Below are 19,980 nucleotides of genomic sequence, written 5' to 3'. Positions count from 1 at the left end.
AGATGGAGAGATGCAGTCGATTGACTGAATCAGTCCTGCATTGGTCCATTAATCCGCTTGTCCCAATCCTCGACCGTGCCTTGCTGCAGGCGGCGTTCAATGAGTTTTCGCCACGACGGCACCAGCGGCAGTACCAGTGCCGGTTTCAGCTGTGCCGGGTCGAGTGCGCGCCCGTAGAGCAGCTGGGTCAGCCGGGTCAGTGGCCAGTCGGGATGGGGGCGCTCGCGCAAGGTCAGGGTATCGCCGGTACAGGCATCGCCGGCTTGCAGCACGCGGTAATACCAACCGCAGCGGCCGGTGGTTTGCACGCGACGGGCCATGTCGGGCAGGCCGAAGCGGTCGTTGAGCTTCCAGCAGGGTTGCCGGCCCTGGCTGATTTCCAACAGGGCGCTGCCCAGCTGGAAGCGGTCGCCGAGGCAGACCGTGGCTTCGGTCATGCCGCGCGTGCTGATGTTTTCGCCAAACGCGCCGGGTTGTTGCAGCACGGGTGTATCGCCCAGTTCGCTGCGCCATGCGGAGTAATGATCGAAGGGGTAGTGATGTACGGCTTTGTCGATGCCGCCGTGCACGCGCGGATCGCCTTGTTCATCGCCTTCCAGCCCGAGTTCGCCGATGCGTACTGCGCCGATGCATGGCCGCTTGGCGATCGCGCTGATCGCGCCCGGTCGCGTGTACGCCACCGCCTTGCCGGCAAGCAATGCATCCACATGCACCGCAAGCGGCGCGGTCACGGCAATGCCTTCAGCCGATACAGCGCTTCCAGCGCTTGCTTGGGCGTGAGCTCGTCGGGGTCGATCGAGGCCAGTGCATCCAGTGCGGCAGAAGATGGAGCGAATAGGCCGAACTGTTGCGGTGTATCCAAGGCGGGCGCGCTCAAGGGGGTGACGGGTGTATTGCGGTTATGCGATTCCAGCTCGGCCAAGCGTGCCCGCGCCTGTTGCAGCGCGGCTTTGGGCAGGCCAGCCAGGGCCGCCACCTGCAGGCCAAAGCTGCGGTTGGCGGGGCCTGGACGTACTGCGTGCATGAACACCAACGCGTCACCATGCTCCACCGCATCCAGATGCAGATTGGCAATCCCGCTGCCGGGTTCGGCCAGCGCGGTGAGTTCGAAATAATGCGTGGCAAACAGCGAGTAGCTGCGGTTGCTGGCAGCGAGCTGGCGTGCCACCGCATCGGCCAGTGCGAGGCCGTCATAGGTCGAGGTGCCGCGCCCGATTTCATCCATCAACACCAGTGATTGATCGGTGGCGTGGTGCAGGATGTAGGCGGTTTCGCTCATTTCCACCATGAAGGTGGATTGGCCGCGGGCCAGATCATCACCGGCGCCGATGCGGGTCAGGATGCGGTCGATCGGGCCGATGGTCGCTTTCGCTGCCGGCACAAAACTGCCGATGCAGGCCAGCAATACGATCAGTGCGTTCTGGCGCATGAAGGTGGATTTGCCGCCCATGTTGGGGCCGGTGATGATGTACATCCGCGTGGCGTCATCGAAGACGAGATCGTTGGGCTCGAACGGCGCGTCGCGCAACGCTTCCACCACCGGGTGACGGCCGCGCTCGATGGCAATGCCGGGGATGTCGCGCAGCTGCGGCATCGCCCAATCCAGCGTGTTGGCGCGTTCGGCAAAACTGGCCAGCACATCGAGTTCGCTGAGTGCACTGGCGCAGGCGCGCAGCGGTTCCAGTTGCGTGTTCAAATGATCCAGCACGCCGTCGTACAGGAGCTTTTCACGCGACAGCGAACGTTCGCGCGCGGACAGCACTTTGTCTTCGAACTGTTTCAATTCTTCGGTGATGTAGCGCTCGGCACCGGTCAGGGTTTGCCGCCGCGTGTAGTGCATCGGCGCTTTGTCGGCCTGGCCCTTGCTGATTTCGATGAAGTAGCCGTGCACGCGGTTGTAGCCCACTTTCAGGGTGGGAATGCCACTGGATGCGCGCTCGCGCTGTTCCAGATCAATCAGGAATTGGTCGGCATGGGTGGATAGCTGGCGCAGCTCGTCGAGTTCGGCATCAAAGTCGTCGGCAATCACGCCACCATCACGTGCCAGCAGCGGTGGTTGCGCAACGATGGCCGCGTGCAGGAAGGCCGCGGTGGCGTCGAACTCGCCCAGTTGCAGGTGCAGGCTTTGCAACCGCGGTGAATCCAGCGGCACCAGCAAGCCGCGCAATGTCGGCAGCAGCGCCAAGCCATCGCGCAGGGTAGCCAGGTCGCGCGGACGGGCGCTGCGCAGGGCGACACGCGACAGGATGCGCTCCATGTCGCCCAAGCTGCGGAAGGCTTCGCGCAACGCGTTCTCGACGCGATGTTCGATCAGGGTTTGCACAGCATGGTGACGCTGCCCCAGCGTGCGGCGGTCACGCAATGGGCGGTGCAGCCAGCGCCGCAACAGGCGGCCACCCATCGGCGAAATGGTGGAGTCCAGCACGCCCAGCAAGGTGGCCTTTACATCGCCATCCACACGCGAATCCAGCTCCAGGTGCCGGCGCGTGGCTGCGTTCATGGCGATGGCGTCGTCGCTGGTTTCCAGCGCAATGCTGCGCAGATGCGGCAGGCGCTGCTTCTGGGTTTCTTCGATATAGCCCAGCAGCGCGGCGGCGGCGGCGATGGCCAGCGGGCGATCCTCGATGCCAAATGCGGTGAGGTCATGCACACCAAAAAATTGCAGCAGTTGGCGGCGGCCGGAATCGGCATCGAACAGCCACGGTGCACGTCGGCGCAGGCCACGTGCTTCCAACGCGCAGGCCGGCCAACCGTCTTCATCGGCAAGCAAGGTTTCCACCGGTTGCAGGCGGGCGAGTTCCGCTTCCAGCGCGTCTTCACCCGCCACTTCGTTCGCACGCAAGCGACCGCTGGACAGATCCGCCCACGCCAACCCGTAGCCATACTTCCCGCGTGAAATGGCCAGTAACAGCGTGTCGCGGCGTTCGTCCAGCAGTGCTTCGTCCGTCACGGTGCCGGGCGTGACGATACGCACCACTTTGCGTTCGACCAAACCTTTGCTGAGTGCCGGGTCGCCGATCTGCTCGCAAATGGCCACCGATTCGCCCAGCGCCACCAAGCGCGCCAGATAGCCTTCGGCGGCGTGATAGGGCACGCCGGCCATCGGGATCGGCTGCCCCGCGGATGCGCCGCGCTGGGTCAGGGTGATGTCCAGCAGCCGTGCTGCCTTGCGCGCATCGTCATAAAACAGCTCGTAGAAATCGCCCATCCGGAAAAACAGCAACACCTCCGGATGCTCCGCCTTGGCGGCGAAGAACTGGCGCATTAGCGGGGTGTGTTCGGCCGGTTTGTCGGACGATTTGGGCGCTTGGCTCACGGAATCCACAGGTCTGTGCAATCAGCAGCAACCACCAGGGGTATCGGCATACGAGTTGGTGGTGGCGGCGGCTACGCCGGTGGTTTCACCGCGCAGGCTGGCGGCGTGGTGTTCGGCGACCACGCGTGCCACGCAGGCGGTGACCGCTTTACCCATCGGGATGTGCAGGAATTCGTTGGGGCCGTGGGCGTTGGAGTGCGGGCCCAGCACGCCGGTGATCATGAACTGTGCGCCCGGGAATTTCTCGCCCAGCATGCCCATGAACGGGATGGTGCCGCCTTCGCCCATGTACATCGCCGGTTTGCCGAAAAATTCCTGGCTGGCGTGATCGATTGCGCCTTCCAGCCACGCGGCGAGGGCGGGTGCGTTCCAGCCGGTGCTGGCTTTTTCCAGCGACAAGCTGACCTCGGCCCCATAGGGTGGATTCTTCAGCAGGGCTTCTTGCAGCAATTCACCGCCGCGTTTGCCGTCCAGCGTGGGCGGCAGGCGCAAGCTCAGTTTGGCGGCGGTGAACGGGCGCAGCACATTGCCGGCCGACGCCAACGGCGGGATGCCATCCATTCCGGTGATCGACAGCGCCGGCCGCCACGTACGGTTGAGCACCAGCTCGGTGCGGTCGCTGCCCATCGGCGCCATGCCGGGCAGGAACGGAAATTTGTCGAACACTTCGTCGCCCAGCACTTCGGCCACTTTGGCGGCCTGCGCACGACGTTCGGCGGGGATGTCCACATGCATGCCGTCGATCAGGATGCGGCCAGTGTCTTCGTCTTCGATACGCGACAGCAAGTCACGCAGCACGCGGAAGCTGGACGGCACGATGCCCGAGGCATCGCCCGAGTGCACGCCCTCGGAGAGCACTTTCACGGTCAGGTTGCCACCGGTCAGGCCACGCAGCGAGGTGGTGCACCACAACTGTTCGTAATTCCCGCAGCCCGAATCTAGGCACACCACCAGCGAGGGCTTGCCGATGCGCTCGGCCAGATGGTCCACGTAGAAGGGCAGGTCATTACTGCCGGATTCTTCGCAGGCTTCGATCAGCACCACGCAGCGCGCATGCGCCGCGCCTTGCGCTTGCAGGGCCATGATCGCGGTCAGCGAGCCGAAAATCGCATACCCATCGTCCGCACCGCCGCGTCCGTACAGGCGGTCGCCTTCCAGCACCGGCAGCCATGGGCCTTTGTCTGCATCCCAACCGGTCATTTCCGGCTGCTTGTCCAAATGGCCATACAGCAGCACGCAGTCATCGTTGCGGCCGCCATTGGCGGCGGGGATATCGATGAAAATCAGCGGCGTGCGGCCTTCCAGCTGGACCACGTCCAGCTGCATGCCGGGGATGGGCTGGGCGCTGGCCCACGCTTGCAGCAGTGCCACGGCGCGATCCATATGCCCGTTTTGCACCCAATCGGCGTCGAACATCGGCGATTTATTGGGAATACGGATGTATTCCACCAGCTGCGGAACGATTTCGGCATCCCATTTGGCAGCCACGAACTCACGGATCTGGGTGGCGTTGATGTGGCTGGTGTGCATGGCGTCCCTGTGCAGTGATGTGGCGATGCGGCAATTGTAACGCCCACCTTCGCATTCCCCCATCACCGGGAGGGACTGCGGATGGCCAGTCAGATTTTTCCTACGCAAGGTCGGGATATCTTCCGATGGATGATCGGCACAAATCCGATAGCCTTCTGACCACGGGCCAGACACGCTATGTCCATCCCCACGCCACGCTTGCTCGGGTGGACTTCGGCAAAAAAAAGTTGAGTGATCGGTGATGAAGCTGTTGTTGAAATCCTGGGGGCTCCTGGTACTGCTGCTTTGCGCAGGGCTGGCGCTGTCGGCGGAACGGGTGAATATCAATACCGCCGATGTGGCGACGCTGGATCGCGTGCTGGTCAATGTTGGCCCGGTCAAGGCGCAGGCAATCGTGGATTACCGCACCGCCAATGGTGCGTTCCGCAGCCCTGAGCAATTGGCGATGGTCAAGGGCATTGGCCTGAAGACGGTAGAAGCCAATCGGGATCGCATCATGGTCAGTAATGCACGGCCAGTGATGCAACCGGTTGGGCAAACCGATGGCAAGGCAAACTTGCAACAATTAGTGCATCGATGAGCCCGAGGCGTTCCGAATTTACCGAGGTAGAGAGTGTGCATGACAGGTTGGATGCGACGCTGATGGCAAGCGTCTTGCGGGCGCAGGATTACCGCAGGATGCCCTGGAAAAATGCGGCCGGTTGGACATCGGAGGTGCTGCGGGTTCCCGATTGCGAGGATTGGAATTGGCGGCTGTCGATTGCGGATATCGAGGCCGATGCCGCATTTTCGACGTTCCCGGGCGTGGATCGTTGGTTGGTGTTGCTGTCTGGAAATGGAATGCGCCTGAAGTTTGACGATGGCCACATCCGGACCCTGTTGCCGCCGCATGGGGAAGCACGATTTTCAGGAGAGCAGCCATTGACAGGGGAGTTGCTGGAGGGACCCAGTCGCGATTTCAACCTCATGTGGAAGCGCGCTTGCGTCACTGCACAAACCTGGCGGCGGCCTTTGGTTGGGCCAATGGTGTTATTTGTCGATCGCAGTGAAACCTGGGTGATTTATCTGTTGGCAGGGCAGGCTGAATTTAACGCGGAATGCGGATTGCCCCGGATGCAGCAAGGTGACACCGCAATTTTGCAAGGTGGCGACGAGCGCACACGTTATGCACTGGAGGGGGGGGGCGAGGTGCTGATGATCCGCCTCCAGCAATTGGATGCCAGTTGCCCGCAGCAGCAAATTCAAAGTTAAAGGCGACGGTACAAGGAACCACCGTCGCTGCGGCACATGGATGTGCCGCACCCATTCTGGTCAGGCAGTGACAAGTAGCAGTGGCCGGTGTCCTGTTGCTGCAGCACAAGGACGTGCCGCGCCCTGGCATGCTGTGCCGGCTTGCTGTGCCAGCTAGGGCGCAATCTTGCGCTTCAGCGCCAGTGCCACTGCCGGAGGCAGGCGCGGCATGGCGCGCAGCATCCACGGCAGCAACCGGCGTTTGGCACCGGAGAGTGATTCCGGCACCATCGCTTCGATCAAGTGTGGACCGGGCGTGTGCAGAGCATTGCTCATTGCCTTGTTGAAGCCTGCAGCGGTATCCGTGCGAACCGCCAGCACGCCCATCCCCTGCGCCAGCTGTTGAAAATCCAGCACCGGGCCATGCAAGTCAAGCTGGGCACGTGCTTTGGTCCCCGCTTGGCCGGCACCCACACGGTCCAATTCCACGTTGAGCACCGAATAGCTGGCATTGTTGAAGATGATCGCAGTAACGTTGAGTTGTTCACGCGCCAGCGTCCACAGCGCTTGAATGGTGTACATCGCGCTGCCATCGCCGATCAATGCAATCACCGGGCGGTCCGGGCAGGCAATGGCTGCGCCCACCGCATTGGGGAGTCCTTGGCCAATTGCACCGCCAGTGAGCGTGATGAGGTCGTGACGCGGCGCGCCTTGGGTCATGACACCCAGCAGCAGGCCGGAGGTGATGGCCTCATCAATGATGATGGCATTGTCGGGGAGCAATGCGCCTACCGCTTTGCAGACTTTGGCGGCCGTCAGCTTTCCGCGTGGCGTTGTGGGGCGCTGCGGGGCTTGCAGCGGTGCAGGCGTATTGCCCGCGCCCAGTGCGGCGACCAATTTGACCAAACTGGCGGCGGCGTCTTGTGCCGGGGTGGCCAGGGTGTGCACGTGGCAACCTTCCGGCACCAATTCGCTTTTCTTGCCGGGGTAGGCAAAAAACGACACTGGCGATTTGGCATCGACCAGGATCAGGTGTCGCGTGTCGCGCAGTTGCACGCTGGCCAATTCGGCCAGATAGGCGATGCGTTCGATGGCGGGCAGCCCTGCGCCGCGCGGCAGGCGCGTTGGGAAAACCTCGCAAAACAGCTTGACTGCGCTGTGCGCAGCGATGCGTGCCGCATCCAGCAAGGCGGGCTCCAGCAGGGCTTGTCCGCCCAGCAGGAATGCGCAGGGCTCGCCACTGCGAATGGCATCGACAATCGCGGCAATACACGCATCGTCGGCCACCGGCGGGGCCGGTGCAGCCAGCGGCGGGCAGGGAGTGCCGCCTTCGCCCCACGACACGTCAGCGGGCAGGATCAAGGTTGCCACTTGGCCGGGCAAGCCGCGTGCGCAGGTGATGGCGTCGACGGCGTCGCTGCACAGACTGGCTGTGCTGCGTGCGGCGCGCACAAAACCGGGCGAGACATTGCGCGCCACGGTTTCGATATCCGATTGCAACTGCGCATCCAGCGGCACGTGGTAGGTCGCGTGATCGCCAATGATATTGAGCACCGGCACCTTGCCCTTGCGTGCGTTATGCAGGTTGGCCAGCCCATTGCCCAGCCCGCAGCCCAAATGCAGCAAGGTGGCGGCGGGTGTGCCAGCCATCCGTGCGTAGCCATCGGCGGCACCGGTGGCGACGCCTTCAAACAGGGTCAACACGGCGCGCATCCTGGGCTCTGAGTCCAAGGCTGCAACAAAGTGCATCTCGCTGGTGCCGGGGTTGGAAAAACATACGTTGATGCCGGCATCGGCCAGCGTTTTCATCAATGCTTGCGCGCCATTCATGCGGAATTTTTCACAGCCCGGTGGTGATGGAACGTGCCGCAGCGCGTGCGGTAAGAATGCAGCCAGGCAGGAACGTGCCTTCCAGTGAACGCTTGCCGCAGGCGCCGCCACCGCCGAAACCGGCGGCCTCGCCGACGCAATACAGGCCGGCAATTGCCTGACCATTGGCATCGAGGGCCCGGCTTTGCAGATTGGTGCGCAGCCCACCCAAACTCTTGCGTGTGATCAATTGCATGCGGATGGCGATATAGGGCCCAGCACCGGGCTTCTGCAGCGGGGCGGGTTTGCAAGTGCGCAGCCGGTCCGAGCCCCATTGACGGGCATGCATGATGCGGCGGATCTGGTCGTCGTTTTGCCCACGATTACCGTTGCTGAAATTGGCATCGAAGGCATCTGCGCTGGCCTGCAAGGTTTGCGGGTCGATGTCCTCGGTGCCGGTGAGTGCATTCATTTGAGCCGCAAGCCCGGACAGGCTTGCATCGGTCAAAAAATCCGGGCTGTCCTGCTGCATTTGGCGCAACAAGCGCGCGTTGCCAAACAATGTTTCCGAAAGCAGCGGCAACCACTTCTGATCACGGATATTCGGGTTGTGTTCGGCTCCTGAAATGGCAAATTCCTTCAGTGCGATACGACGATTGAGCAGATGCCACGTCCACGGACGTTCTTGTTGTGCCACTTGCTGACAGAGCCAATGGGTATCGAACCCCGTGACCAATGGCTGCGGGCCGATGCGTTCGCCACGATGATTGAGCCACAGTGCCGATTTGCATGGGATGGTGGATAAGCCGTGGCCGTCGAAATGCGGCTGCGGGTGCGCAATGCCGGCAGCATAGTTCCACATTTCACCGGCATGGGTGATCTGCGCCCCCAGACCGGCCGCCAGATGATGCAAGCTGCCATCGGAATACGGGTGCGCGCCATTGAGCATGGTCATCGGCTGCGGACGGTCGCGTGGCCAGTGTTTGCGGACCTCACTCAGGTTGCCATTGATACCGCCCATCGCAAGTACCACCGCATCGGCTTCAATTCCAAACTGCACGCGGTTGGCTTCATCGAATACCTGTGCACCGGTCACGCCACCACCGCCGTAGTTCAAGCCGATAGCGCGATGGCGATGCAGCAAGGTGAGCTTGGCACCGGTGTCCACGGCATGCAGTGCTGCAATCAAGCGCCGTACCAGCGTGGTCGAGCCACCCCACAGCAGGTGGTAACGCGGCACGCTATTGCCTTCGCCGTACAGGCCGCGTTCCACCCAATTCACCGCCGGAAGGAAGCTGATGCCGAATTGTTGCAGCCAGTCGTACACCTGCGGCCGCGACTGCTCGACATAGTGGCGCGCCCATTGAATTGGTAGCGGATCATTGAGATCCAGCTCGCCAAACCGCAGCCAGTCGCGCAGTGCGATCTCGGGGGTGTCGATGATGTGTTTGCGTGCCTGTAGCGGAGTGCCCACCAGGGCCATTCCTCCAAACGCCCACAGCGCAAGTCCGCCAAAGCGTTCGGGGGTGTCGCGATCGACCAGAATCACGTCACGACCGCCGCGCAGGCATTCCAGCGCAGTCACGATTCCAGCCAGCCCGCCGCCGATCACCAGCACATCCGATTGCAGTGTCGTCATGCCCCTCGCTCCTGGATCATTGCCTTCTGGAAGCTTGCCCCTTGTGCCTTTGCATCATGGCCCGGGTCATGCCGCAAGAATAGCGAATGCAGTAAAAATTTCCGATGGGCCACGCAATCAGCGCTGCAGGCCACCCAAAAACGCCACAAGTTCGACACGCTGATCAGCGATGAAAAGAGAGTTGCCGGCGTCCTCTGCCAAGTCCTGCGTTGGCAATATCGCCATTGCCAGCGGGCCGCGGCACGCCACGATTTTGCCTGACGGGTGCTGTTGTGAATCGCAGATGTCTTCGCCTGCAACCAGCGTGCGCGACGAATGCAGCAAGCCGGCAGTGCGTTTGGTTTGACCAAGAAAATGCGTGCGTGCAACGATTTCCTGGCCTGGGTAGCAGCCTTTTTTCACACTGAACGCGGCCAGCCGATCCAGTCCGAGCTGTTGCGGTGTCCAGTGTTCGGCTTGTGAAGCAGGTAGCCGAGGCAGGCCGTGATGGAGATCGAATGCGGCCCACTGAGCCATGCAGGCCGCATCTTCGGTTGCAGATGTTGCGCGGATGCAAAGCCGGCGAAACCCGCCTTGCGCCGACAGGTCCAACTCAACCGTTTCGCCTGCTGCTTCGCCAAGCAGGCCAATCTGGTTGGATTGCGCCTGCAACGGGACGGCGAAGCTGCCAATCACCTGCAGGTCATTGCGTGCAGTCAGGCTCACTTTGCTGCGAAAGACATAGCGGCGTAATTGCTCGGCCAGGTCCTCGGCGGGCACGTCGGGGAGCAGCAGCCACAGGGTTTCAGGGTTCAATCGAACCAGTGCGAACAGCGCAATCACGCGACCTTTGGCATTCAACCAGCCGTTCCATTGCCACTGGCCATCGCCCAGCAAAGCCACGTCATTCATGCATTGTGCTTGTGCAAATGCGATTGAATCGCGCCCGCAAAGTGCAAGTACGCTGTGATCGGACAGGTGGAATTCGTTCGCTGGTGCGGCTTTCGGCTTGTCGTGCATCGTCGGCGGGGCGTAAACTTGCGATATTGTGAATGCGTCGATCATAGGCCACTTAGCCCAAAACCCCGAGTCTGGAACGGTTTCGGTACCCGCAAAGGGGTCCGATGCTGCGCCGGTTCCGCCGCCGCCCGCCACCGTTGAGCACGGTGGACGCGAAGGCCCGGAACCCACGCGCTTCGGAGATTGGGAAAAGAATGGCCGCTGTATCGATTTCTGATTTCGTCCACGCGGCCTAGCCGCCTAACCGGAGAGCCCCCACATGGCGACCCGCGAGCGTCCGTTGTCACCCCATTTGCAGGTGTATCGCAAACAGGTACAAATGATGACTTCGATCACCCACCGCATCACCGGCGTCGCGCTGGCGGTGGGTGCCCTTGGTTTGGTTTGGGGTTTGCTGGCGCTGGCCGCAGGCCCGCAACGCTGGGCAGGCTTCACCGCCTGTGCAGGCTCGCCGTTGGGCTTGCTGGTGCTGTTTGGCTTCAGCTGGGCACTGGCTTACCACTTTCTCAATGGTATTCGCCATTTGGTGCAGGATGCCGGGAATGGATTTTCCATTCCCGATTTCATTCGCAGCAGCTGGATTTCCATCGGCGGCAGCATCGTGCTGGTGGTGTTGGCATGGGCTTTCGTGCTGATGCGTTGGGGGCAAGTATGAGCAGCAACAGCAATGATCTGCGCACGCCATTGAAGCGTGCACGCGGCTTGGGCTCGGGCAAAGACGGCACCGGGCATTTTATCTGGCAGCGAGTCACGGCAATCGCGGTGGCGTTGTCGGGTATTTGGCTGCTGGGCGTGCTGTTGTCGCTGCGTACCGCAAGTTATCCGTATATTCGTGATTTGGTGGTGGATCCCATCAATGCCACTGTGTTGATCGTGTTTTTGCTCGGCGCGTTCTGGCATGCGCGGTTGGGCTTGCAAGTGGTGATCGAAGACTATGTGCATACGCCGCTGACCGCCGGGATTGCCCATTTCGCCAATATTTTTGTCTGCGCACTGGCCTCGATTGCCGGCGTGCTTGCGGTGCTGCGCATCGCGCTTGGGAGCTGATTCGCAATGTCTGCCTACAAGATCCAAGAACACACATTCGACATGATCGTGGTCGGCGCCGGTGGTGCTGGCCTGCGTGCGACGTTTGGACTCGCCGCCAAGGGTCTGCAGACCGCCTGCATCACTAAGGTGTTTCCTACCCGTTCACATACGGTTGCAGCGCAGGGTGGCATCGCTGCCGCGCTGGCCAACATGGGCGAGGACGACTGGCGCTATCACTTCTATGACACCGTCAAGGGCGGTGACTGGCTGGGTGACCAAGACGCGATTGAATATATGTGCCGTGAAGCCATCCCGGCGGTGATCGAGCTGGAACATTACGGCGTACCGTTCTCGCGCACTGACGATGGCAAGATCTACCAGCGCCCGTTCGGCGGCATGACCACCAAATACGGCGAGGGCCCGTCGGCGCAGCGTACCTGTGCTGCCGCTGACCGTACCGGCCACGCCATGTTGCACACCCTCTATCAGCAAGCACTGGCGCACGATGCGCGGTTCATGATCGAGTACTTTGCGCTTGACTTGATCATGGATGAAGACGGCGCTTGCCGTGGTGTGTTGGCCCTCGACATGGCCGAAGGCACCCTGCATCTATTCCGTGCGCAGGGTGTGGTGCTGGCCACCGGGGGGTATGGTCGCGCCTATTTCAGCGCCACCTCGGCACATACCTGCACCGGTGACGGTGGCGGCCTAGTGGCACGTGCCGGCTTGCCGTTGCAAGACATGGAATTTGTGCAGTTCCACCCCACCGGTATTTACGGTGCCGGCTGCCTGATCACCGAGGGCGTGCGTGGCGAAGGCGGTATTCTGCGCAACAGCAACGGCGAGCGGTTCATGGAACGCTATGCGCCGCATTACAAGGACTTGGCATCGCGCGACGTGGTATCACGTTCGATGACCATCGAAATTCGCGAAGGCCGTGGCGTGGGCGAGCACAAGGATCACATCCTGCTGGATCTGACCCATCTGGGCCCCGGCGTGATCGACGAGCGCCTGCCCGGGATTGCCGAAAGTGCCAAGATTTTTGCTGGCGTGGACGTGCACAAACAGCCGATTCCAGTAATCCCCACGGTGCACTACAACATGGGCGGTATCCCCACCAACTACCACGGCGAAGTGGTGCGCAAACTTGGCGACAACAACGATGCCGTGGTGCCGGGTTTGTACGCGATTGGTGAAGCCGCGTGCGTGTCGGTGCATGGCGGTAATCGTCTGGGCTCCAACTCGCTGTTGGACTTGGTGGTATTTGGCCGTGCAGTGGCCAACCGCTGTGCCGAGACCATCAAGCCGGGCGCGTCGCATAAGCCACTGGCAGGCGATGCCTGCGACAAGGCGCTGGGGCTGCTGGATAAACTGCGTCACGCCAATGGCGGCACGCCAACGGCGGTGATTCGCGACAATATGCAGCGCACCATGCAAAGCGATGCTGCCGTGTTCCGCACCAGCCAGACCTTGAAAGAAGGCTGCCAAAAAATGGCGCGGGTATTTGACTCATTCCAAGATGTGAAGGTGACCGACCGTTCCTTGGTGTGGAACTCGGACCTGATCGAAACCTACGAATTGAACAACTTGCTGATCAACGCGGTGGCGACCATCAATTCGGCCGAACAACGCAAGGAAAGCCGTGGCGCGCATGCGCACGAAGACTTTCCTGATCGCGATGATGCCAACTGGCAAAAGCACACCTTGGTCAGCGTGGACGAGAAGGGCGCTTGCAGTTTCGACTTCCGCCCGGTGCACATGTACACATTGACCAGCGATGTGGCGGTTGTGCCGCCCAAGCCGCGCGTTTACTGATCGGGAGCGTTTAAGACCATGGCTGAATTTACCCTCCCGAAGAACTCCAGGATCACCAAGGGCAAGCACTTTGCGGCGAAAGACGCAAAGAAAACCCGCACCTTCAAAATCTATCGTTGGAGCCCGGACGATGATCAAAACCCGCGTACCGACACCTACGAGGTGGATTTGGACAAGTGCGGGCCAATGGTGCTTGACGCGCTGATCAAGATCAAAAACGAAATTGACCCCAGCTTGACCTTCCGTCGCTCCTGTCGCGAAGGCATTTGCGGGTCGTGCGCGATGAATATCGACGGCACCAACACGCTGGCCTGCATCTGCGCTATCGAGAGCTGCAAGGGCAAGGGCGAAGTGCCGATCTATCCGCTGCCACATATGCCGGTGGTCAAGGATCTGGTGCCCGATCTGACGCATTTCTATGCGCAGCACGCCAGCATTCGTCCGTGGCTACGCACCCAAACCCCCGCACCGTCGGGTCGCGAGCGCTTGCAATCGCCTGCCGATCGCAAACAATTGGATGGTTTGTACGAATGCATCCTGTGCGCTTGCTGCAGCACATCGTGCCCCAGCTACTGGTGGAATGGCGACCGCTATCTGGGCCCGGCGATCCTGTTGCAAGCGTACCGCTGGATTGTGGACAGCCGCGATGAAGACACCGGGGCGCGCCTGGACGAGCTGGAAGACCCGTTCAAACTGTACCGCTGTCATACCATCATGAATTGCGCCCGTACCTGCCCGAAGGGCTTGAACCCGGCCAAAGCCATCGCTGAGATCAAGAAGCTGATGGTGGCGCGCAAGGTGTGATGGACGACGACATCGAGCTGAAAAAACTGCGCTGGCGTTGCCGGCGCGGGATGCGTGAGCTTGATCAGCTGCTGGACAGGTGGTTGGAACGGCAATGGCGGCAAAGTCCGACCGCCGAGCGCGCCGTTTTCCTGCGGCTTTTGGACATCGAAGACGACACACTCTGGCGCTGGTTCTTGGGGCATGAGGTGTCCTCGGATGTCGAAATCGCAGCGCTTGTCGAGAAGATCCGTAATGTTCCAGTGTGATTGGCGGCCCTCCCGGTTGCTGGCCGGGGCCCTGCTGGGGCTTGTGCTGTTGGCGCCGATGGCGGTGCTGGCCAGTGATCTATCGGGCTGGCAGGCGTGGCCGCTGGCACTGTTTGCGGGGGGGTGCGGCTTGCTGGATGCCAGGCGCTATTGGCAGCGGCGCATTCGCCATGTGTCCATTTCTGGCGGCAACGCGCCGGCTGTTTGCGATGATGAGCCACTGCTGGACCTGCAACTTCATGTGCGTGGCCCGCTGGTGTTCTTGCACTGGCGGAATCGTGCTGGCTGCACACAGCGGCTGGTTTGGGCCCCGGACACGCTGTCCGACTCGCAACGACGTGAACTGCGGCTGGCCATCCAGCAACGTGCGGCTGCCACGATGCCGGCATCGATGGCAGGATAGCGCGTCGCATTCAAGGCTGAGTAATGTTTAAACCCGTTCCCGTCGCCATCGGCCTGCGCTATCTGCGTGCCAAACGCCGCAATGGTTTCATCTCGTTTATTTCATTGGCGTCGATCCTTGGCATCGCACTAGGGGTCACTGCCTTGATCACCACACTCGCGGTGATGAGCGGGTTTCAGAAAGAAATCCGTGATCGCATGTTGGGCATGGCGGCACACGCCACCGTCAGTGGCTACGGTGAGCCGCTGCAGGACTGGCAGCACGCGGTGCAAGTGGCGATGCGTGATCCGCGCGTGGCCGGGGCCGCGCCCTATATTGAAAAAGAAGCACTGATTTCTGCCGCCAACAACCAGCCGGCAATGCTGCGGGCGGTGATTCCGGCGGAAGAGGGCAAGGTCTCGGTACTGCCGCAGAAAATGGTGCAAGGCAAATTGACCCAACTCACGCCTGGGAGCTTCAACATCGTGCTGGGCCGGGAACTGGCGCTGTGGTTGGGAGTCGGCGTGGGCGATGATGTCATCGTCACGCTCGCCGATTTTCGCAGTACCCCGGTGGGCGGCGTACAGACCATGAAGCGCTTCAAAGTCAGCGGCATTTTCGAGGCCGGTTACAACGAGTTCGACAAAGGCTTGGCGGTGGTCAATCTGACCGATTTGCAGCGCGTGTTGCGAATGGGCGAGGGTGTAACCGGGGTACGCTTGCGGCTGCACGACATGGATCAAGCGTTCGCGGTGGCTCGTGCTTTGGCGCTGAATCTCAAGGGCCCGTACCGCGTCAGCGATTGGAGCGAAGAAAACGCCAATCTTTTTCGCGCATTGAAAATGGAAAAAACGGTGATGGCGATCTTGCTGTCGCTGATTATCGCGATGGGCGCGTTCAATCTGGTGTCCTCGCAAGTGATGTTGGTGACCGATAAGCAGGCCGACATTGCCATTCTGCGCACCTTGGGGCTGACCCCCGCGCAGGTGATGCGGGTGTTTATGGTGCAGGGCAGCCTGATTGGCGTGATTGGTACCGTGGTGGGGGTGATTGGGGGCATTGTGTTGACCCTCAACCTGGGGGCCATTTTGAAAGGCATCGAACATATCTTTGGCATTCAGTTGCTGCCCGAGGATGTGTACTACATCACCGGCCTGCCGATTGATCTGCAATCGGGTGATGTGGTGACGATTGCTTGCGTAGCCTTGGCGATGGCGTTCTTGGCCACCTTGTATCCAGCGTGGCGCGCCGCACGCACCGCACCCGCGGAGGCGCTGCGTTATGAGTGAGCCACAGAGCAATGACGTAATTCGTGCCGAAGGGCTGGGCAAGACCTACATCGAAGGCAAGCTGCATACGCCGGTGTTTGATGGTTTGGAGTTTGCCGTGCAAGCCGGTGAGACCGTGGCGATTTTGGGTGCATCCGGTGCCGGCAAAAGCACGTTGCTCCACTTGTTGGGCGGCTTGGATGTACCCACGACGGGCGAGGTTTTTGTCGCCGGCCAGCAAATGAGCGCACTCTCGAATGCCGCGCGCGGTCGTTTGCGAAATTCAGCGCTGGGTTTTATCTATCAGTTCCACCATCTGCTGCCGGAATTCACTGCACTCGAGAACGTGATGATGCCGGTGCTGTTGGCGGGACTGCCCACGCAGGAAGCCACCACGCGGGCGCAAACACTGCTGGAGTCGGTGGGCTTGGGGCATCGGCTTGCGCACAAACCCGGTGAGCTGTCGGGCGGTGAGCGCCAACGTGCAGCAGTGGCGCGGGCCTTGGTCAACACGCCTGCCTGCGTACTGGGCGATGAGCCGACCGGCAATCTGGATGAAAAGACTGCCGCAACCGTATTTGCGCAGATGCTGGAACTCAACCGCGTCCAAGCTACCAGTCTTGTCCTGGTGACCCATGATCGCCGCTTGGCACGCAAGCTGGATCGCGTGTTGGAGCTGCGCGAGGGGCGTTTGCACGTATTGGCGGCCAGCGAGGTCTGACGGGGAAAATCCTGACCTTACGGTGTTCCTTGCACCGACGGACAGCAGCAGGTGGGTGTTGGATGCTATCCGCATGGCCGCCCACTTCTCGCTTGCATGGTTTCATCAACGCGCATCGGGTGTGCACGTTGCGCATGCGGGCGCTGCATTATTTGGGTCACTTTGTGCCGCGAGCTTGCTGGCAGGCGTCAGCCTGTGTCTGCTGCTGCCGGGGTTGCCACCGAGAGGCGTGCTGTGGTGTTGCGTGCTGGTGGGTGGGGGGTTGGCATGGCGCGCTAATGCCGGCCCCTTGCGCGGTGGGCGCGTGCTCGGGGTGCTGCTGCTGGGGATGGCATTGGCCGGTTTGCAGGCCGCGCATGCGCTGCAGGCACAGCTACCTGTGGCTTTGCAGGGCCAGTCGCTGATCTTGCGTGGGCAGATTGTCGAGCTGCCGGTGCACGAGGTTCGACGCACCAGTTTTGAATTCGTGGTGGATACGGATATCAGCCAACCTGCATCACTGCGTGGCCAGCGGTTGCGGCTGGCGTGGTATGACGATGATCCACGGCCGCGTGCGCGCTTGCAGGCTGGCAGCCGTTGGGAATTCCCGCTCAAGCTGCGTGCGCCACGTGGCTTGCGCAACCCCGGCGGCAGTGACGCGGAAAAGTATGCACTGGCGGCGCGCATCAGCGCCACCGGCTTTGTGCAGAAGCCACTGCGCGCACGTCGTTTGGCGGGGCCGTCTGGTATTGATGCGTGGCGTGAGGCGATGAGTGCGCGCATCGCCAGCACAACACCGGTCGCGTCGTCGCGCTTTGTGCAGGCATTGGCGCTGGGCGATACCCGCGCATTGGACGATACCGATTGGGCGCGCCTGCGCGCTGCCGGCTTGACCCATTTAATCGCGATTTCCGGGTTTCATGTGGGGCTGGTGGCCGGGTTTTGCGCCTTGCTGGCTGGGGGGCTGTGGTGGCTGTTGCCTGCGCTGTGCCGCTGGCTACCACGTCCGTTTGCTGCGGGTGGCGGCGCAGTGCTGGGCGCGTTTGGCTACGCGCTGCTGACCGGAATGGCGGTGCCCACCATGCGCACGGTGGTGATGATCGCGGTATTGGTGCTGGCGCGCTGCTTGCGTCGCCGCCAGCGCATCGCCGATACATTGGGGTTGGGCTGCATCGTATTGCTGTTGCTGGATCCGTTGGCCGTGCTGGGCGCTGGGTTTTGGCTCAGTTTTGCTGGCGTAGCGTGGTTGCTGTGGTGCTTGCCGGGGGATGCGGGGGAGGGAGGAGGCAAGGGCATCATGCCGATCCTGCGCGGTTTTTTCGCCGCACAAGCGGTGGCCAGTTTGGGCTTGCTGCCGCTGACCGTGGTGCTGTTCGGGCAGGCCTCGTTTGCCGGGCCTTTGGCCAACCTAGCGGCGGTGCCGTGGTGGAGTTTGGTGGTGGTGCCCCTGAGTTTGCTGGGCGTGTTGGCCGAAACCCTGCATGCCGGGGCTGGGCCGTGGTGCTGGCAGGCAGCGGCGTGGTGTTTTGACCTGCTTTGGCCAGTGTTGACGCGGATTGCCGACAGTCCCTTGGCCATGCTGTGGTTGCCCGAAGCACGCTGGTTTGCGCTGCCGCTGGCGCTGTTGTCGGCATTCTGGTTGCTGCTGCCACGCGGATTGCCGGGCAAGCCGCTGGTCTTGTTGCTCTGGCTGCCGTTGCTGTTGCCAGCGCGAGAATTGCCGGCGGTCGGGGCGGTTGAGCTGACCGTGATTGATGTGGGGCAGGGCTTGTCGGTGCTGGTGCGCACCGCACATCACAGCCTGCTGTATGACATGGGGCCCGCGGTGGCTGATGGGTATGACGCCGGCGAGCGTGCGGTAATCCCCGCCTTGCATGGGCTGGGCGTAAGGCACCTGGATCTGGCAATGGTCAGTCATGGCGACAATGACCATGCCGGCGGTTTGCAGGCGGTGGCCAGCGTCTTTCCGATACCCCAAGTGTGGGTGCCAGCGGGCAGCCCCACCCATGGCACGGCACGCTGCGTGGCCGGGCAGCAGTGGCAATGGGATGGCGTGCGATTTCGTGTGCTGCACCCGGCCGAGGGCATGCCCTATCTCGATAACGAATCCAGTTGCGTGCTGCGCATCGAAACCGCCACCGACAGCGCCTTGTTGGCCGGCGATATCGGCCAATACGTCGAGCGCAAACTGTTGGCCGAACAACCCGCCAGCCTGCGCAATGCCGTGGTGATCGTGCCCCATCACGGCAGCGCGGGGTCGTCTGATCCAGGCTTTGTCAGCGCTACCGGGGCGCGGTTGGCGCTGGTGTCTTCGGGCGCGGACAACCGTTTCAGGCACCCGCGTGAGGCGGTGGTGCGGCGCTGGTGCGCGGCCGGTGCGGAGGTACTGGATACCTCGCGCTCGGGCGCATTGCAGGTGTGGATTGGCCGGCAGGGCCTGCAATTGCGCGAACGCCGCAGCGACCAGCCACGTTTGTGGGATGCGGTACAACGGCGCGGGCAAGCGGCTGGGCTATGCTACGCGCCTGAGATTTTGCGGCCATGATGGCCGAAGGATTGCTAAATGCTGGAACTGATCAAAGCGGGCGGCTGGCCCATGATCCCGCTATTACTGCTCACCGTAGTGGCATTGGCAATCGTGGTCGAGCGTTTTTGGAGCCTGCGGCGCGAGCGCATCCTGCCGCCAGGACTGGGTGAAGAGGTTCGTATCTGGGTGGCCAAAGGCAAGCCGCTGGAACAGGCGCATATCGACTCTTTGCGCTCCAATTCGCCACTTGGGGCCTTGCTGGCAGCACAGCTGGACGTGCGCCAGCGTGGTCGTGAGGTGATGCGTGAACGGGTCGAGGATGTGGGCCGGCATCTCGTGCATCGCATGGAGCGGTTTCTCAACTCGCTGGGTACCATTGCCGCAGCTGGCCCCTTGCTGGGCTTGTTCGGTACTGTGGTAGGTATGATTCAAATGTTTTTGGGCATCCTTGATCACGGCATCGGCGATGCCAATCAATTGGCCGGCGGCATCGGCAAAGCCCTGGTGTGCACAGCCACTGGCATGATCGTGGCGATCCCGGCACTCGCGTTCCATCGTTACTTCCGTGGCCGGATTGCCAGTTACATCGTGGAGATGGAGCACGAGGCAATGCGGCTGGGGGATGTGCTGGAAGGCAGTGCAAGCACGGCAACTGCTTCGGGTAATGCCCGCAAGAAGCAGTAA

General features: G+C 61.8%; 19 protein-coding genes. 13 read left to right on the top strand and 6 right to left on the bottom strand.

The window, feature by feature from the left end; translation table 11 throughout:
- Positions 1 to 29 precede the first annotated feature (29 nt).
- The 3 genes from QWB57_RS07540 to QWB57_RS07530 all read right to left on the bottom strand — a co-directional run bounded on the left by QWB57_RS07540 (position 30) and on the right by QWB57_RS07530 (position 4,831).
- Positions 30 to 737: an MOSC domain-containing protein gene (locus tag QWB57_RS07540; RefSeq protein ID WP_223629343.1), complete on the bottom strand. Its 708-nt coding sequence runs from the start codon at positions 735 to 737 to the stop codon at positions 30 to 32.
- Positions 728 to 3,265 carry a DNA mismatch repair protein MutS gene (gene mutS, locus QWB57_RS07535; RefSeq protein ID WP_288969013.1) on the bottom strand — a complete coding sequence of 846 codons (2,538 nt, stop codon included), beginning with the start codon at positions 3,263 to 3,265 and terminating at the stop codon, positions 728 to 730. Before mutS ends, QWB57_RS07540 begins: the two co-directional genes overlap by 10 nt.
- 72 nt (positions 3,266 to 3,337) lie before the next feature.
- Entirely contained in the window at positions 3,338 to 4,831 is a 1,494-nt protein-coding gene (locus QWB57_RS07530; RefSeq protein WP_288969011.1) for a M20 family metallopeptidase, read from the bottom strand.
- A 256-nt stretch (positions 4,832 to 5,087) separates the two neighbouring features.
- Between QWB57_RS07530 and QWB57_RS07525 the strand changes: the two genes are divergently transcribed.
- Together QWB57_RS07525 and QWB57_RS07520 are read left to right on the top strand one after the other, a co-directional pair.
- The gene (locus QWB57_RS07525; RefSeq protein WP_223629269.1) at positions 5,088 to 5,426 is read left to right on the top strand and encodes a ComEA family DNA-binding protein; all 339 of its coding nucleotides are present in this window, start codon (positions 5,088 to 5,090) and stop codon (positions 5,424 to 5,426) included.
- Complete coding sequence (locus QWB57_RS07520; RefSeq protein WP_288968993.1) at positions 5,423 to 6,097, top strand: HutD family protein; 675 nt, start codon at positions 5,423 to 5,425, stop codon at positions 6,095 to 6,097. Before QWB57_RS07525 ends, QWB57_RS07520 begins: the two co-directional genes overlap by 4 nt.
- A gap of 153 nt (positions 6,098 to 6,250) precedes the next feature.
- On the opposite strand, the gene QWB57_RS07515 is transcribed toward QWB57_RS07520, so the two are convergent.
- The 3 genes from QWB57_RS07515 to QWB57_RS07505 all read right to left on the bottom strand — a co-directional run bounded on the left by QWB57_RS07515 (position 6,251) and on the right by QWB57_RS07505 (position 10,415).
- Positions 6,251 to 7,906 carry an acetolactate synthase large subunit gene (locus QWB57_RS07515; protein WP_288968992.1) on the bottom strand — a complete coding sequence of 552 codons (1,656 nt, stop codon included), beginning with the start codon at positions 7,904 to 7,906 and terminating at the stop codon, positions 6,251 to 6,253.
- Between the two features lie 10 nt (positions 7,907 to 7,916).
- Positions 7,917 to 9,524: an FAD-dependent oxidoreductase gene (locus QWB57_RS07510; RefSeq protein WP_223629271.1), complete on the bottom strand. Its 1,608-nt coding sequence runs from the start codon at positions 9,522 to 9,524 to the stop codon at positions 7,917 to 7,919.
- A gap of 117 nt (positions 9,525 to 9,641) precedes the next feature.
- Positions 9,642 to 10,415 (bottom strand): folate-binding protein, encoded by a 774-nt coding sequence (locus tag QWB57_RS07505; protein WP_223629272.1) that lies wholly within the window; start codon positions 10,413 to 10,415, stop codon positions 9,642 to 9,644.
- 136 nt (positions 10,416 to 10,551) lie between these two features.
- Here QWB57_RS07505 and QWB57_RS07500 point away from each other — a divergent pair, with 136 nt between their 5' ends.
- The 11 genes from QWB57_RS07500 to QWB57_RS07450 all read left to right on the top strand — a co-directional run bounded on the left by QWB57_RS07500 (position 10,552) and on the right by QWB57_RS07450 (position 19,980).
- Positions 10,552 to 10,740: a succinate dehydrogenase assembly factor 4 gene (locus QWB57_RS07500; protein ID WP_223629273.1), complete on the top strand. Its 189-nt coding sequence runs from the start codon at positions 10,552 to 10,554 to the stop codon at positions 10,738 to 10,740.
- A 42-nt stretch (positions 10,741 to 10,782) separates the two neighbouring features.
- Complete coding sequence (gene sdhC, locus QWB57_RS07495; protein ID WP_223629274.1) at positions 10,783 to 11,178, top strand: succinate dehydrogenase, cytochrome b556 subunit; 396 nt, start codon at positions 10,783 to 10,785, stop codon at positions 11,176 to 11,178.
- Positions 11,175 to 11,570: a succinate dehydrogenase, hydrophobic membrane anchor protein gene (gene sdhD, locus QWB57_RS07490; RefSeq protein WP_223629275.1), complete on the top strand. Its 396-nt coding sequence runs from the start codon at positions 11,175 to 11,177 to the stop codon at positions 11,568 to 11,570. Before sdhC ends, sdhD begins: the two co-directional genes overlap by 4 nt.
- Before the next feature lie 6 nt (positions 11,571 to 11,576).
- Complete coding sequence (sdhA, locus tag QWB57_RS07485) at positions 11,577 to 13,367, top strand: succinate dehydrogenase flavoprotein subunit (protein WP_288968989.1); 1,791 nt, start codon at positions 11,577 to 11,579, stop codon at positions 13,365 to 13,367.
- Between the two features lie 18 nt (positions 13,368 to 13,385).
- Positions 13,386 to 14,171 carry a succinate dehydrogenase iron-sulfur subunit gene (locus tag QWB57_RS07480; protein WP_223629277.1) on the top strand — a complete coding sequence of 262 codons (786 nt, stop codon included), beginning with the start codon at positions 13,386 to 13,388 and terminating at the stop codon, positions 14,169 to 14,171.
- Positions 14,171 to 14,419, top strand: coding sequence for a succinate dehydrogenase assembly factor 2 (locus tag QWB57_RS07475; RefSeq protein ID WP_288968987.1), 249 nt, complete (start codon positions 14,171 to 14,173; stop codon positions 14,417 to 14,419). Before QWB57_RS07480 ends, QWB57_RS07475 begins: the two co-directional genes overlap by 1 nt.
- Positions 14,406 to 14,822: a protein YgfX gene (locus QWB57_RS07470; protein WP_288968985.1), complete on the top strand. Its 417-nt coding sequence runs from the start codon at positions 14,406 to 14,408 to the stop codon at positions 14,820 to 14,822. Before QWB57_RS07475 ends, QWB57_RS07470 begins: the two co-directional genes overlap by 14 nt.
- Before the next feature lie 23 nt (positions 14,823 to 14,845).
- Positions 14,846 to 16,090, top strand: coding sequence for a lipoprotein-releasing ABC transporter permease subunit (locus tag QWB57_RS07465; RefSeq protein WP_223629281.1), 1,245 nt, complete (start codon positions 14,846 to 14,848; stop codon positions 16,088 to 16,090).
- A complete protein-coding gene (lolD, locus tag QWB57_RS07460; protein WP_223629282.1) occupies positions 16,083 to 16,790 on the top strand; it encodes a lipoprotein-releasing ABC transporter ATP-binding protein LolD in 708 nt (235 codons plus the stop codon). Before QWB57_RS07465 ends, lolD begins: the two co-directional genes overlap by 8 nt.
- 73 nt (positions 16,791 to 16,863) lie before the next feature.
- Positions 16,864 to 19,314: a DNA internalization-related competence protein ComEC/Rec2 gene (locus QWB57_RS07455; protein ID WP_288968983.1), complete on the top strand. Its 2,451-nt coding sequence runs from the start codon at positions 16,864 to 16,866 to the stop codon at positions 19,312 to 19,314.
- 18 nt (positions 19,315 to 19,332) lie between these two features.
- Positions 19,333 to 19,980, top strand: coding sequence for a MotA/TolQ/ExbB proton channel family protein (locus QWB57_RS07450; RefSeq protein ID WP_223629284.1), 648 nt, complete (start codon positions 19,333 to 19,335; stop codon positions 19,978 to 19,980).

This window comes from uncultured Thermomonas sp. (genome assembly GCF_937872235.1).
GTDB lineage: Bacteria > Pseudomonadota > Gammaproteobacteria > Xanthomonadales > Xanthomonadaceae > Thermomonas > Thermomonas beijingensis.
The sequence above is the reverse complement of the archived record's forward strand: the minus strand, read 5'-3'. Positions and strand labels throughout refer to the sequence as shown.

Coding starts and splice junctions, on each gene's coding strand:
- mutS (WP_288969013.1), bottom strand. CDS start 3,265: ATGCGCCAGTTCTTCGCCGCCAAGGCGGAGCATCCGGAGGTGTTGCTG.
- QWB57_RS07525 (WP_223629269.1), top strand. CDS start 5,088: ATGAAGCTGTTGTTGAAATCCTGGGGGCTCCTGGTACTGCTGCTTTGC.
- QWB57_RS07520 (WP_288968993.1), top strand. CDS start 5,423: ATGAGCCCGAGGCGTTCCGAATTTACCGAGGTAGAGAGTGTGCATGAC.
- QWB57_RS07515 (WP_288968992.1), bottom strand. CDS start 7,906: ATGAATGGCGCGCAAGCATTGATGAAAACGCTGGCCGATGCCGGCATC.
- QWB57_RS07510 (WP_223629271.1), bottom strand. CDS start 9,524: ATGACGACACTGCAATCGGATGTGCTGGTGATCGGCGGCGGGCTGGCT.
- QWB57_RS07505 (WP_223629272.1), bottom strand. CDS start 10,415: ATGAATGACGTGGCTTTGCTGGGCGATGGCCAGTGGCAATGGAACGGC.
- sdhC (WP_223629274.1), top strand. CDS start 10,783: ATGGCGACCCGCGAGCGTCCGTTGTCACCCCATTTGCAGGTGTATCGC.
- sdhD (WP_223629275.1), top strand. CDS start 11,175: ATGAGCAGCAACAGCAATGATCTGCGCACGCCATTGAAGCGTGCACGC.
- sdhA (WP_288968989.1), top strand. CDS start 11,577: ATGTCTGCCTACAAGATCCAAGAACACACATTCGACATGATCGTGGTC.
- QWB57_RS07480 (WP_223629277.1), top strand. CDS start 13,386: ATGGCTGAATTTACCCTCCCGAAGAACTCCAGGATCACCAAGGGCAAG.
- QWB57_RS07475 (WP_288968987.1), top strand. CDS start 14,171: ATGGACGACGACATCGAGCTGAAAAAACTGCGCTGGCGTTGCCGGCGC.
- QWB57_RS07470 (WP_288968985.1), top strand. CDS start 14,406: ATGTTCCAGTGTGATTGGCGGCCCTCCCGGTTGCTGGCCGGGGCCCTG.
- QWB57_RS07465 (WP_223629281.1), top strand. CDS start 14,846: ATGTTTAAACCCGTTCCCGTCGCCATCGGCCTGCGCTATCTGCGTGCC.
- lolD (WP_223629282.1), top strand. CDS start 16,083: ATGAGTGAGCCACAGAGCAATGACGTAATTCGTGCCGAAGGGCTGGGC.
- QWB57_RS07455 (WP_288968983.1), top strand. CDS start 16,864: ATGGCCGCCCACTTCTCGCTTGCATGGTTTCATCAACGCGCATCGGGT.
- QWB57_RS07450 (WP_223629284.1), top strand. CDS start 19,333: ATGCTGGAACTGATCAAAGCGGGCGGCTGGCCCATGATCCCGCTATTA.